At 64.2% G+C, this 13,054-nt stretch carries 10 protein-coding genes and 1 pseudogene; 1 reads left to right on the forward strand and 10 read right to left on the reverse strand.

Annotated features, from left to right (window positions below):
- The 7 genes and pseudogenes from Y88_RS19535 to Y88_RS07095 form a co-directional block, all read right to left on the reverse strand.
- Window positions 1-441, reverse strand: a 441-nt coding sequence (locus Y88_RS19535) for a hypothetical protein (protein WP_232280962.1), incomplete at its 3' end; no start/stop codon positions are given.
- Between the two features lie 3 nt (window positions 442-444).
- Window positions 445-570, reverse strand: a pseudogene (locus Y88_RS19150) (IS630 family transposase); the annotation flags it as partial.
- 222 nt (window positions 571-792) lie between these two features.
- Window positions 793-1,524 (reverse strand): helix-turn-helix domain-containing protein, encoded by a 732-nt coding sequence (locus tag Y88_RS07075; protein ID WP_008067899.1) that lies wholly within the window; start codon window positions 1,522-1,524, stop codon window positions 793-795.
- A gap of 76 nt (window positions 1,525-1,600) precedes the next feature.
- Entirely contained in the window at window positions 1,601-2,119 is a 519-nt protein-coding gene (locus tag Y88_RS07080) for a sarcosine oxidase subunit gamma (protein WP_008067900.1), read from the reverse strand.
- A complete protein-coding gene (locus Y88_RS07085; RefSeq protein WP_008067901.1) occupies window positions 2,112-5,084 on the reverse strand; it encodes a sarcosine oxidase subunit alpha family protein in 2,973 nt (990 codons plus the stop codon). The genes Y88_RS07080 and Y88_RS07085 overlap by 8 nt, the downstream gene beginning before the upstream one ends.
- Window positions 5,081-5,362 (reverse strand): sarcosine oxidase subunit delta, encoded by a 282-nt coding sequence (locus Y88_RS07090; protein ID WP_008067902.1) that lies wholly within the window; start codon window positions 5,360-5,362, stop codon window positions 5,081-5,083. The genes Y88_RS07085 and Y88_RS07090 overlap by 4 nt, the downstream gene beginning before the upstream one ends.
- Before the next feature lie 13 nt (window positions 5,363-5,375).
- Window positions 5,376-6,629 (reverse strand): sarcosine oxidase subunit beta family protein, encoded by a 1,254-nt coding sequence (locus Y88_RS07095; RefSeq protein WP_008067903.1) that lies wholly within the window; start codon window positions 6,627-6,629, stop codon window positions 5,376-5,378.
- Between the two features lie 88 nt (window positions 6,630-6,717).
- Here Y88_RS07095 and Y88_RS07100 point away from each other — a divergent pair, with 88 nt between their 5' ends.
- On the forward strand, window positions 6,718-7,692 hold the full coding sequence (locus Y88_RS07100; RefSeq protein WP_008067904.1) for a GlxA family transcriptional regulator: 975 nt from the start codon (window positions 6,718-6,720) through the stop codon (window positions 7,690-7,692).
- 16 nt (window positions 7,693-7,708) lie between these two features.
- Here the strand turns inward: Y88_RS07100 and Y88_RS07105 are convergent, their stop codons facing one another.
- Genes Y88_RS07105 through Y88_RS07115 form a run of 3 tightly spaced genes read right to left on the reverse strand, consistent with a single transcriptional unit; the run spans window position 7,709 to window position 12,912 of the window.
- Window positions 7,709-9,340: an APC family permease gene (locus Y88_RS07105; protein ID WP_018076161.1), complete on the reverse strand. Its 1,632-nt coding sequence runs from the start codon at window positions 9,338-9,340 to the stop codon at window positions 7,709-7,711.
- Window positions 9,341-9,360: 20 nt separating this feature from the next.
- Entirely contained in the window at window positions 9,361-11,553 is a 2,193-nt protein-coding gene (locus Y88_RS07110; RefSeq protein WP_008067927.1) for a DUF1989 domain-containing protein, read from the reverse strand.
- 6 nt (window positions 11,554-11,559) lie between these two features.
- The gene (locus Y88_RS07115) at window positions 11,560-12,912 is read right to left on the reverse strand and encodes an NAD(P)-binding domain-containing protein (RefSeq protein ID WP_026167099.1); all 1,353 of its coding nucleotides are present in this window, start codon (window positions 12,910-12,912) and stop codon (window positions 11,560-11,562) included.
- Window positions 12,913-13,054: the final 142 nt, after the last annotated feature.

Consider the following 13,054-nt stretch of genomic DNA (forward strand, 5'->3'; position numbering starts at 1 on the left):
TCGTGGTCCTACGATTGGCTTGAACAAGGTAGGCACGATTTCAGGTTGGCTCACTTCAAGAACGACTTGGCGGGTATCGATCCGCCATCCATGATTAGAGGGGAAAGGCCTGCGGACCGTGCGATTTTGGAATCCCGACTGGCTCGCGTGGAAGGGACAATCCGAGATTACAGGGGCCCTCAGTTCGCCAGTCTCGATTTTGGGTTCAACGTGTTCGCCAAAATTACACCGCTCGATCGATTGTCGAAAGACGACGAAGGGAAGCGCGCTTCCGCTTTCCTTTCGTTTTCCTACGATGGATTGATCGGATGGGATTCGAGACTCGTTCGCCGCTAGAAAATAGGTTTTGAATATTTCTTCTAGCCCTCGATGGCTTCGGATTTTTCCTTTCTTACGTGGCTTTGCTGCAAAAAGCCGTGTTTGAGTAATACCAACCTGCATTGATCAGAACCTACGGGCCCATTTGCTGCGGCCGATGGTCATGATACGCCAAGGCTGATCGACGAGCTTGTTCCAAGCCTCGCAGCAACGGTCGACGATGTTGTCGTGAGAGGTAAAGATGCGGTTGGAGAAGCGATGCGGCGTGGCATGCTTGCAGCCATTCTCGTCCATGGCAATCCAATTGCAGCCAAAAGATTCCCGGGATCGGCTGGGGGTGCTTTTTGGTCTCTATTTTCTAAGATTCTGAAACGAAAATAGAAAATGGAGGATTTGGCTTCCCTTCACCGCTCCATTTCCTCACCAACAGCCAACACGCCGATCCCGTTAGGGAACCGGCGCGCCGGATTCGGTTCAGGAGCCGTGGCCCGAGCCGTTGCGAGCGTAAGCGATGATGGAAAGGTAGCGGATCAGGCCCTGGCCCATCGATTCGGGGCCGTGCTGGGCCTGGCTGTCGAACAGCATGGTATCGCCAGAGGACAGTTCGTACCGACGGTCGCCGTGGCGATAGGTCATTTCGCCTTCGAGCATGTAGATGAGCTCGGTGCCGCTGTGCGAGAAGCTGGTGTAGGGCACCGCATCTTCGGCCAGCGTGATGAGATAAGGCTCGACGACCAGGTCGCCGCTGACGAGGTGGCCCAGAAGCTGGTAGATATGGCCCGACTTGGTGCCGCGCCGCTCGATCTTCACGCCTTGTCCGGCGCCGACGTAGGAACAGTCCTGACGCTCTTCAGCCAGTGCGAAAAGCGAGGAGATCGGGACGTTGAGAGCCAGCGCGAGCGAGTGGATCGACGTGAGCGAGGCGGAAATCTGCCCGTTCTCGATCTTGGACAACATGCCCGTGGACAGCCCCGCCGCCCCGGCCAGATCGGCAACGGACAAGTCCTGCTGGCGCCGCAACTGGCGCACGCGTGCACCCAGCGCCTTTTCCAGCGCGCGGGGATCGTTGCTGGGCGCACCCGATCCGGTGGGAAAGCTTTCCGGCATGGCGTCTTGCGGTTCGACCTTCTTCTTCGCGCTGCCCTTCGCCGACGAGGTCTTCGCAGGGGCGGTTTTCGCAGCAGTTGTCGTCCGGCGGCCGACCATGGGGGCTCCTCGTCTGGTAGTTTGAGCCTACCGTCTTAGGAGATTCGCCCCCGCTGTCCAACCCGTGATGATCGCGTCAGACCATCAGCCCATCCGCCTGCATGGCCGCGATCGACACTTGCAGCCAGTGCCGGAAGCTCTCGGCGAAGCTGCGGAAGACCGCGACCAGAAAGCGTCCGTCGGCCTGCAAGTGGACGATCACGCCGATATGGGCGATCGCGCTGACGGCGACCATGCCCGGCACGAAGGCCGCGGGCGCAAGGTCGAGCGGCAGCCCCTTTTGCAACAGGCGCCAGGCGTCATTTCCACCGATCTCGAACAGGACATAGGCCGCCGACTGATCGACCACGCCCGCCACCCCGGCAAGACGTTCGTCCAGCCGATCAGCCCAGTCGGGGGCGATGGCGGCGGCATGGGCCAACCACTGGTTCGGCCCCACGCCGAGCAAGGTCAGGTCGCCGCCGACGCTCGCCCGGCTGCCCGGCACGATGTCGATCCCCAGCGCCTTGCCGACCGCGTCGGCCCCGGCCCCGCGCCGGGGAAGGATCGTGGCAAGGCCATGGCCCAGAGCTTCGCCGAACGCGATATCAGCCACGCAATTTCTCCCCCGACGGATCGTGAAACACTGGAGCCACGACTTTGGCCAAGACATCCTCGCCCCGGACAGGGTCGTGGACGACGACGTGCTGTCCGTGCCGCTCGTCCCCGCGTACCAGCAGGGCAAGCGCGATCGGATGGCCAAGCGTCGGCGAATAGCAGGCGGAGGTCACATAGCCCTCATCGTTGGCCGCGACTGCCGCCGCACCGGGAGCCAGCAGATGCGCGCCGCCCCGGATCTGCGACTGGCCGTTGACCGGGATCAGCCCGACCAGACGTGGCCGCGCCGGATCGACGAGCGCGGGACGCATGGCCATGGCGCGACCGATGAAGTCCTTCTTCGTCGACATCATCCGCCCGAGGCCGAGATCGGCCGCCGTGGTCGTGCCGTTGAGCTCGTTGCCCGCCGGATGCCCCTTTTCGATGCGCATGACGCCCAGAGCTTCGGTGCCGTAGGGAACCACCTCGTACCGCGCCCCGACGGCAAAGAGATGCCGCACCAAGGCCTCGCCCAGATCGGCCGGGACACTGACTTCATAGGCAAGCTCGCCCGAGAACGAGAGGCGATAGAGCCGCGCGGCCCGTCCCTGCCACCGGAACGACAGGGCCCCCATATAGGGAAGCGCCGCGTTCGAGAGGTCGAGATCAGGGAACGCGGCGGCCAGCAATTGCCGTGAAGCCGGCCCCGCGACGGCATAAGTTGCCCATTGCTCGGTCACCGAAACCGCCTGTGCGTCGAGATCGGGCCACAGCACCTGACGCGCGAAATCGACATGCTGCATGACCCGCGCCGCATTGGCGGTGGTGGTGGTCATGAAAAAGCGGTCTTCGGCAAAGCGGGTGACGGTGCCGTCGTCGAACGCCATGCCGTCCTCGCGCAGCATCATGCCATAACGCGCCTTGCCGATGGCAAGCGTCGAGAAGGTGTTGACGTAGAGCCGGTCGAGCAGCGTGCCGACGTCCGGCCCGATCAATTCGATCTTGCCCAGCGTTGACACGTCGCAGATGCCGACGCCGCCTCGCGTCATCATGACTTCGCGGTCGGTCGACTGACGCCAGCTGGTTTCGCCCAGCCGCGCGAACCATTGCGCCCTCTTCCACTGTCCCGCGTCGACGAACGTGGCGCCCTGGGCCGTGGACCAGCCGTGACTCGCAGTCTGACGCGTCGGACGGAAATGACGCCCGCGATGATGCCCGCCAAAGGCGCCGATGGCGACCGGCTGCACCGGCGGACGCGCTCGAATGGTCCCGGTTTCGGCAATGCCGCGTCCGGTTGCCGCTGCCAGCAATCCGTGCCCGTTGACTTGCCCCACCCGCCCCTGATCGGTCGCCATGCCGAGCGTCGTGTACCGCTTGAGATGCTCGACGCTGGTAAAGCCCTCGCGCACGGCAAGGTCGATGTCGCTTGCCGTCACGTCATGCTGATAATCGACGAAAGCCTTGCCGGTGCACGGGCCGCTCGACCACACCGGACTGACTGCTTCGGGACGATCCTCGGCAACCGGAGGCAGGGTTTCGGGGGGCTTGCCCCCCATGGCTTCGACAACCGCCACCGCCGCGCGATGGCCCGAGGCAAGCACGGCGCCAAGGCCGGGAATGCTATCCGCCGCCCCTGCCGCGCGCAGGCCCACGGGCATCTCACCCACTGCATAGGCGGAAATATCCGATCGCCACGCGGGCTTGTGCCCCAGATGCGCCGCCAGCGCGACTTGCGGGTTCCAGCCGCCCGCCATAGCGAGCAGGTCGACGGAAAAGCGGTGCTTTGCCCCCGCCCCGTCGATTGCGTGAACGGTATGGAGCCGCTTGCCCTTGGTCGCGACCACTTGCCCCGACAACAGGATCGGAACCCCTGCCGCACGGACCGGCGCGACGAGAGCGTCCGCAACAGTCGGGCGCGCATCGATCACCGCCTTGACCTCGGCCCCTGCGGCGATGAGGTCGGCCGCCGTCTGCCACCCGCTGTCGGCGGCGGCAAAGACCACCGCGCGATCACCGGGCACGACGCCGAAACGGTTGATATAAGTCGAGACGGCTCCGGCCAGCATGACGCCGGGACGATCGTTGCCGTCGAAGACCAGCGGACGTTCGGTCGCGCCGGTCGCCATGATCGTGTGGGCGGCGACGATCTTCCACAACCGCTGGCGCACCTGATGCGGGGCAGGTTGCGGCAAGTGGTCGGCAACACGCTCGATCGCGCCGTGTTCGCCGTCGTCATAACGGCCGAAGACGACCGTGCGCGACAGCACCCGGACATTGGGCATGGCGCGCAGTTCGGCGATCCGCGCGGCAGCCCATTCGGCCCCGCCCATGCCGTCGATCACATGCCTCTCGCCCAGAAGCGCACCGCCCGCAAGCGGCGCTTCATCAGCCAGCACCACGCGCAGCCCGGCCTTTGCCGCCGTCAGGGCCGCCGTGAGACCCGCCGGCCCCGCGCCCACGACCAGAAGATCGCAAAAGGCGTGGTCGTGCTCGTAATGGTCGGGATCTTCCTGTCCCGACAGGGCGCCGAGCCCTGCCGCGCGGCGGATCAGCGGCTCATAGAGCTTTTCCCACGCTTTCGCGGGCCACATGAACGTCTTGTAGTAGAACCCGGCAACGAAGATCGGCGAGAGCAACTGGTTCACCGACAGCAAGTCGAAATCGAGATTGGGCCAGCGGTTCTGGCTGGTTGCCTCGAGACCGGCGTAAAGCTCGATCGTGGTCGCGCGGGTATTGGGTTCGGCCCGCGCACCGCTGCGCAAGGTGACGAGCGCATTGGGCTCTTCCGAACCGGCCGTCAGGATGCCGCGCGGGCGGTGATACTTGAACGAGCGTCCGACCAGCCGCACGCCGTTGGCAAGCAGGGCCGAGGCGAGCGTGTCGCCCGAATAGCCCCCGTACGACTTGCCGTCGAACGTGAAGGTCAGGGGCCGGGTCCGGTCGATCAGGCCGCCGACGGGAAGACGAAAGGACGAGCCGCTCATGCCTGCCCCCCGGTCGCGTGCCCTGCGCCCAGAACCGCCGCGCTGATCATGTGGCTGCGCGTGTCGCGCACGACCCGCAGCCAGTTGCGACATCCTTGCGCATGGTACCAGAATTCCTCGAGTTCCCCGATCGGGTTGTCACGAAGATAGACATAGTCGAACATCGGCTCGCCATCGGCGCCCAGCCCGCCATCGGTCGGGCGAGCGGGCGCGGCATCGCCGCGATAGACGAACTCGCGGGAATCGCGGCTGCCGCAGAAAGGACAGGGGATACGCATTCTCGGCGGCTCCTCAGTGGAGGTTCGGTTGGGCGCCCACGCCCTTTTCGTCGATCAGGTGGCCGGTGCGGAACCGGTCGAGACGAAAGGCCGTGGCGGTTTCGTGCGGACTGTCGGTTGCCAGCAGATGGGCAAAGCACCAGCCCGAGGCCGGGGTCGCCTTGAACCCGCCGTAGCACCACCCGGCATTGAGATAGAGCCCCGGGATCGGCGTGCGGTCGATGATCGGAGAGCCGTCCATGCTCATGTCCATGATCCCGCCCCAGCTGCGCAAGAGCCGGGCGCGGCCGATCATCGGCATCAGCGCCATGCCCCCTTCGCAGACATCCTCCACCACCGGGAGATTGCCGCGCTGGGCATAGGAATTGTACCCTTCGATATCGCCGCCGAAGACAAGGCCGCCCTTGTCCGACTGGCTGACATAGAAATGGCCCGCGCCGAACGTGATGACGCCGGGGATAAGGGGTTTCAGCCCTTCGCTGACGAAAGCCTGCAAGGCATGGCTTTCGATCGGCAGCTTCAATCCGGCCTTGGCCGCAACCACCCCGGTCATGCCCGCGACGGCAAGGCCGACCTTGCCCGCCCGGATCGGTCCCCGGCTGGTCTCGACCCCCGTCACCGCGCCCGCCGCATCGGTCATGAACCCGGTGACTTCGCAATTCTGGATGATGTCGACGCCCAGATCCGAAGCCGCCCGGGCATAGCCCCAGTTGACCGCGTCATGCCGCGCGGTGCCCCCGCGTGGCTGCAACAGGCCGCCCTGGACAGGGAAGCGGGCATTGTCGAAATCGAGGAAAGGCGCCAGCCGCCGCACGCCATCGACATCGAGCAATTCGGAATCGACCCCGTGCAGACGCATGGCATTGCCCCGCCGGGCATAGGCATCGCGCTGCGCGTCGGAATGGCACAAGTTGAGCACGCCGCGCTGGCTGACCATCGCGTTGTAATTGAGCGTCTGCTCCAGCCCTTCCCACAGCTTCATCGCCCATTCGTAGAACGGCTCGTTGCCGGGCAGGCCATAGTTGGAGCGGATGATCGTGGTGTTGCGTCCGGCATTGCCGCCGCCGATCCAGCCACGTTCGACAACCGCCACGCGGGTGAGGCCATGGACGCTTGCCAGATAGAATGCCGTGGCAAGACCGTGGCCACCGCCGCCGACGATGACGATGTCATAGCCGTCACGCGGCTGGGCATCGCGCCAGGCCGGTTTCCAGCCGCGATGACGGCTCAGAGCCTGACGGGCAAGTTCGAGGATCGAATAGCGCATCGTTGCCTTTCGCGCGGGAAGAAGAAAGTTCCTGAAGGGAAAACTATGCAGCTTGTAGAGAGCGGTCTTGCCCCATAAGGACATATCCATGCCTGAAAGTGTCACCCCTTCACTTTCCTTCCCGCCGCCGATCCGCATGGGGCTATGGCTCACGCCCGGCTTTGCCCTGATGAGCTATGCCGCGCTGATCGAGCCGTTTCGGGCGGCCAATGCGCTGTCGGACCGGCCGGTCTATGAATGGGTTCACATTTCCGCCGATGGTGCGGCGGTCGAAGCCTCGAATGGCGCGCGCATTTCGACCGATGCGCGGGTGGGCGACCGAATCGATTGTTCGATGCTGTTCGTCTTTGCCGGGGGCGATCCGCGCGCATTCCGCGATTCGGCCTCGTTCGCGTGGCTGCGCCTGCTTGCACGGCAAGGCGTGGCAATTGCCGGGGTGTCGGCCGGGCCGTTCCTGATGGCGCGGGCGGGCCTGTTGCAGGGACGGCGCGCGACCATCCACTGGGAACATGCCCCGGCCATGCGGGCCGAATTTCCCGACCTGACGCTCGAAACCGGACTTTATGTCGTCGATGGACCGATGATCACCTGTGCCGGGGGGACCGCCGGGCTCGACTTGGCGCTCGCGCTGATCGCACGGGATCAGGGACGCGGCCTTGCCGCGCGCGTGGGCGAATGGTTCATCCGCACCGCCCCCCGCGACGCGGCCGGACCGCAGCGCGGCGACCTGGCCGAACGCCACGGCACGAGCCAGCGCGCGGTCCTGCGCGCGCTCGAACTGATCGAGGCGCGGCTCGACCAGCCATGGTCACGACAGGATCTGGCCGATCGGGTCGGACTGTCGCTGCGCCATCTCGAACGCCTGTTCGAAGCCGAACTGGGGCAGAGCATGACCGAGGCCGCCATGGGCATCCGCCTCGACGAAGCAGCGCATCGCCTGCGCACGACCGATGGCTCGATCACCGAAATCGCGCTCGATTGCGGATTTGCGAGCGCCGCGCACTTCTCGCGGCGCTATCGCGAACGCTTTGGCGTGCCGCCTTCGCAGGCACGCCCTCGCTGAAATCAAGAAGCCGGGATCAATAGACCGCAAGGCTGTGGGCGACGACGACAACGACGACGCCCGCTGCAATCGCGAGGAACGGCAGCACCCCGGCTCCGCTCTTGACGCCTTCCTCGGGAACGAGGTGAAGGTCTTCGGCCATGTCTTCGGGGAACTTGCCCTTGTCGACGACATAGTGGCGCCAGGCAAAGACCGGCACGATCAGGGTGACGACCGACAGGCCGGTGAGCAGCGTACCCTTGCCCAGAACGTCAGCCCCCATGCCCATCAGCGCCAGATTGACGAAGGAAAGCAGCGTTCCCATCCCGAGCAGCGGCAGCGGCGCGCGATAGGGGCGTTCCCAGTTCGGGCGATCGAGACGATGGATCCACGCCGAATTGAGATTGAGGAAGTTGAACAGGACGTAGCACACGTTCGAGATCGCCAGCACGAACACATAGTCCGACAGCGACAGCAGCAGCAGATTGAAACCGAGGTCGGTCCACATCGCTGCCGTCGGCGCGCCCTTTTCATTGACGCGGCTGAGATAGCGCGGCAGCCATCCATCGGCCGAGGCCTGATACAGCGTGCGCGAGGACCCCGCCATCGACGTGATGATCGCCAGCAGCAGCGCGAGCACCATCATGACCACGATCATGTTGCCGATGACCGGCCCGGCCGAAATCATCGCCGCCATGGCCTTGCCCACGCCCATGTTGCTGTAGATGTCGGGCGCAAGCATTCCCGAGAGGCCAAGAACACCCTGGAAGCTGATCGGCACCAGTGTGAACACGACGACGCAGAGCAAGCCCGAATAGAGAATGGCCTTGAACGTGTCGGTCTTGGGATCGCGGAATTCGCGGGTGTAACAGACCGCCGTCTCGAAGCTGTACGTCGACCATGCCGCCACGAACAGCCCGCTGGCAAAGAGCGTGATGCCCGGCGCGTTCCAGTGCCCCGGCACGGCATTGCCCGCCGCGTCATGGGCCAGCGGCACGATCGGCCACAGGTGCTGGGCCGGAATGTCTCCGGTGAGCAGCGGGACGAGACCGATGAGCAGCAAGGGAAGCAGCGCGATCACGCCGAGCACGACCTGAACCTTGGCGGTCGAGCTGATCCCGCGATGCTGGATCGCAAAGGCGATCAGCAGGAACACCGCGCCGATGAAGAACGTGGCATTGAGCCGCACGGTCAGCCCGGTTTTGAGAAAACCGAGATCGAACAACGTCACTTGCCAGGAATTGATCGCCGCATCGGCCCCGAACAGGATCGACAGCGAATATCCGGCGGCAAGGCCCGAACCGATCGCCAGCACCGGCGACCATGCCAGCCAGTTGCACCAGACCGAAACCGGCGCGAACATCTTGGAATAGCGAGCCCAGGCAACCGCGCCATAGACCGACGCGCCGCCCGACTTGTGCGGGAAAAGACCCGCGATCTCGGCATAGCTGAACGCCTGGATGAAGCCGAAGCAGATCGAGGTGGTCCAGACCACCCACGATGCCATCCCGACTGTCGCCGCGATCGTGCCGATCGAGAACAGCACCAGCGCGGGCACCCCGCTCGCGATCCAGAATGCGCCGGTCCAACTGATCCCGCGCTGAAGGGCACCGTTTTCCGCGCCCACTTCACCCGTGGTCATCGGCTCGGCTTCTGCCAAACTCGCCATGTCTTTCCCCCCTGCCGCGCTCAGGCGCGAACTCTGGTCTTGTCCGGATCGTAATGCGGGAAGCGCACGACACTGGCCGCGATGCGCTTCTGGTGGCCGTCGAGCTTGCCGATCTCGAGCGCCTGGCCGAGCGCGCTCTTGCGCACGTCGACGCGGGCGAGCGCGATCGTCTTGCCCAGCACCGGCGAACGCGTGGCACTGGTGACGACCCCGACCTGAAGCCGCCCGTCGAACACCGGATCACCGTGCCCGACCGCTTCAGCCCCGGCGACATCGAGCCCGACCAGCACGCGCTGGGGATGCTCGCGCCGCAAGGCGAGTGCCTCGCTGCCGACATAGGGCGCAGTCTTGGCCTTGGGCACGGCAAAACCGATGCCTGCCTCGAACGGATCGGTCTGATCGCAGAATTCGTAACCGGCAAAGACGAGCCCGGCCTCGATGCGCACCATGTCGAGCCCGTCGAGCCCGAACGGCATCAGCCCGTAAGGCTCGCCCGCCGCCATCAGTGCATCCCACAGCGCCGCGCCCTGATCGGGGTGGCACCAGATTTCATAGCCCAGTTCGCCGGTATAGCCGGTGCGCGAGATCATGACCGGAATGTCGCCCAGCTTGCCGGTGGTAAAACGGAACCACTTGAGCTCTTCGACCGTTGCGCGGTGCGCAGGCGTCGTCACCAGCGGCGCCAGGATCTTGCGCGCAAGCGGGCCTTGCAGGGCAAGGTTGTGCAACTGGTCGGTCGAGGACTTGACCCAGACCTTGAGCCCGTTCTTCTCGGCCAGTTCGCGCAACCACACCCCGCACCAGTCCTCGCCGCAGACCCAGCGGAAATTGGTGGGGCCAAGGCGGAACACGGTGCCGTCGTCGATCATCCCGCCGGTCTCGTGGCACATCGCGGTATAGACGACTTGTCCCACGGCAAGCTTGGTGATGTCGCGGGTGACGGCCAGTTGCATCAGCGCCTCGGCATCCGGGCCGATCACCTCGAACTTGCGCAGCGCCGACAGGTCCATGACCACCGCCTTTTCGCGGCAGGCCCAATATTCGGCGATCGCGCCTTCGTTGGTGAAGCAGGTCGGCAGCCAGAACCCGCGATAGTCGATGAAATTGCGCGTCAGGGCACTGGTACGCTCGTGGAAACCGGTCTTGCGAGTGAGACGGGCAGGCGCGTCGGGAGTCATGCGGTGCGAGCTTCCGGGGCTGAACCCAGCGCTGGCGTCATAGACGCGAACGTGGATGTCGGTGGGATTCCAGGCATTGGCGGGATCGATATCGTCCGCGCACGAGGACGAGGCGCAGACCAGATCGGTCAGCGCGCGCAGGAGGACATAGTCCCCCGGCCGCGACCACGGTTCGTCCATGGTGATGAGGTCGTCTTCGCCGACGACGGTGTTGTAGAAGAAGTTGACCGCAGGCCAGCCCTTCTTCGCGGCAACCCCATAGGGTTCGAGCGCGCGGTTGAAATTGTCGGTGCAGTTGGCGTGCCCCGGATAGCCCATGTCATCGTAATACTTGGCGCTGCACGCCAGCAGGAACGTGTCATGGCGCCCGACGGTATCGCGCACCACTTCGACCATGGGCCGCAGGTTGGCGTCGAAATAACGCGAATGCAGGCCGGGGCTGGAAAAGGAATTGCCCATCAGCGTGCGGGTGACGGTCGCATCGAGCCCAAGCTCGACGCCTTGACCGAGCGCATCGGCATCGAAGGCAAGGAAGTCGGAGCACTGCTTGCCCTCGACATCGATGATCTGGATGTAGTCCCCCGCCTTGACGCGAAAGGCGCGCGCATCGGCGGCAGGCACCCGCATGTCGAGCTTGGCTGTGGCCAGCGGCGGCGGCGGAACCGCACCCGCAGGTTCGGCGCGAGTGATATGGAGATAAAGTTCGGTCGGCGGGTTCTGCGCGTCGGGGGCCATCGCCTCTCCGGGCGCGGCGAGAATGCATGAAAGCGCAGCCTCGGCAACGAAGCGGTACTCCGCGCCTGCCGGAGAATCCCCTTCGAACAGGACCAGCATGTCCGGCGGACCGTCAGGGACAGGCTGCATGTCGAGCCTGCCCTGCTGCAATCCTTCCGGATCGACGATGCGCACCGCATCGCCGGGACGCAAATCGAAGGCGACGCTGGCGCCGCCTTCGACCACGATCCGTTCTTCCTGCAGCGCCCCGACTGCCCCCAGGGCAGCAAAAGGCGCCACGTCGACCGGACTGCCAGCCATGACCGATCAGGCCGTTTCGGGCTGAGCGAGGAAGGCTTCGAGCGAATCGTCGAGCGCTTCCATCCACTTGGTGTGGTGCAACGGCGACATCGTGCCGGTCAGGACCGAACGATAGGCATTGTCGCGATAACCCATGATGTCGTCGTGCTTGTCGTGCTTCCACTGCTTGAACAGGGCGGCAACCGCATCGACGTCGAGGAACGGATAGTCCGTCGCCGCGATCAGTTCGCGGACATAGTCGGCCTGGAAGTCGATGTCATAGGCAGGGCCGGTGCTCGCCGCTTCGCGATCCATCCAGCTCTTGATGTCGGCAGCGCGTTCCTCGGCCGGCGCGATCGGCAGGCGCCCGAGGATGATGTCGCGCACGTACCAAGCCTGTGCGTCGAACATGTTGAAAGTGAAATACTGGTCCTGCATGCCGACGTAGAAAAGCTTGGAATTGCCTTCCCACACAACGCCCTTCCAGAGGTCGCCCGGATAAAGGCAGTTCTTGGTCTTGAGCCGCAGGTCGTCGGGCAGGAACGGCAGGTGGTGCAGGTAGCCGGTGCACATGACGATGGCATCGACCGGCTTGCTGGTGCCGTCGGCGAAATGGGCGATGGTGCCTTCGACGCGGGTCAGGATCGGCTTTTCCGAGAAGGTATCCGGCCAGTGGTAGTCCATCGGGTTCGAGCGGTAACTGAACGTCACCGACTTCGCGCCGTACTTGATGCACTGGGTGCCGATGTCCTCGGCCGAGTACGAACTGCCGATCATCAGCACGTCCTTGCCGGCGAATTCGTCGGCCGAACGGAAATCGTGGGCGTGCATGACGCGGCCGGGGAAGCTTTCCAGCCCTTCGAACGAGGGCACGTTCGGCGTCGAGAAGTGACCCGACGAGACGATCACATAATCGAACTCTTCGCTGTAATCGCGATCGGCCTTCAAATCCTTGACGCGAACCGTGAACTTTTCGGTTGCGTCATTGTATTCGACCCAGCGCACCGGGGTTTCGAACCGGACATAAGGACGCACGCCGCTCTTTTCGACGCGACCCATGATGTAGTCATGAAGGACCGCGCGCGGCGGATAGGACGGGATCGGGCGACCGAAATGTTCCTCGAAGCTGTAGTCGGCGAATTCGAGCGCTTCCTTGGGCCCGTTCGACCACAGGTAGCGGTACATCGAGCAGTGGACCTGTTCGCCGTACTGGTCGGTGCCGGTGCGCCAGGTGTATTTCCACAGGCCGCCCCAGTCGTCCTGCTTTTCAAAGCAAACCACTTCGGGAACTTCCGCGCCTTTGGCACGAGCGCTTTCGAAAGCGCGCAGAACCGCCATACCGCTCGGGCCCGCGCCGATAACTGCAATTCTCTTAGCCATAAAGCCTCCTAAACGGATAATTACACCCTCGATCCCACAAGAAGATGCAACTCCAATTTCTCCAATTATCCGAACCTATATTTGCAACATCGGCGCGCAAATTAAATTCGATTAACATTTTTTCTTTTTGAGAAACACAGCA

Origin of the sequence: Novosphingobium nitrogenifigens DSM 19370 (assembly GCF_000192575.1) — a bacterium.
GTDB lineage: Bacteria > Pseudomonadota > Alphaproteobacteria > Sphingomonadales > Sphingomonadaceae > Novosphingobium > Novosphingobium nitrogenifigens.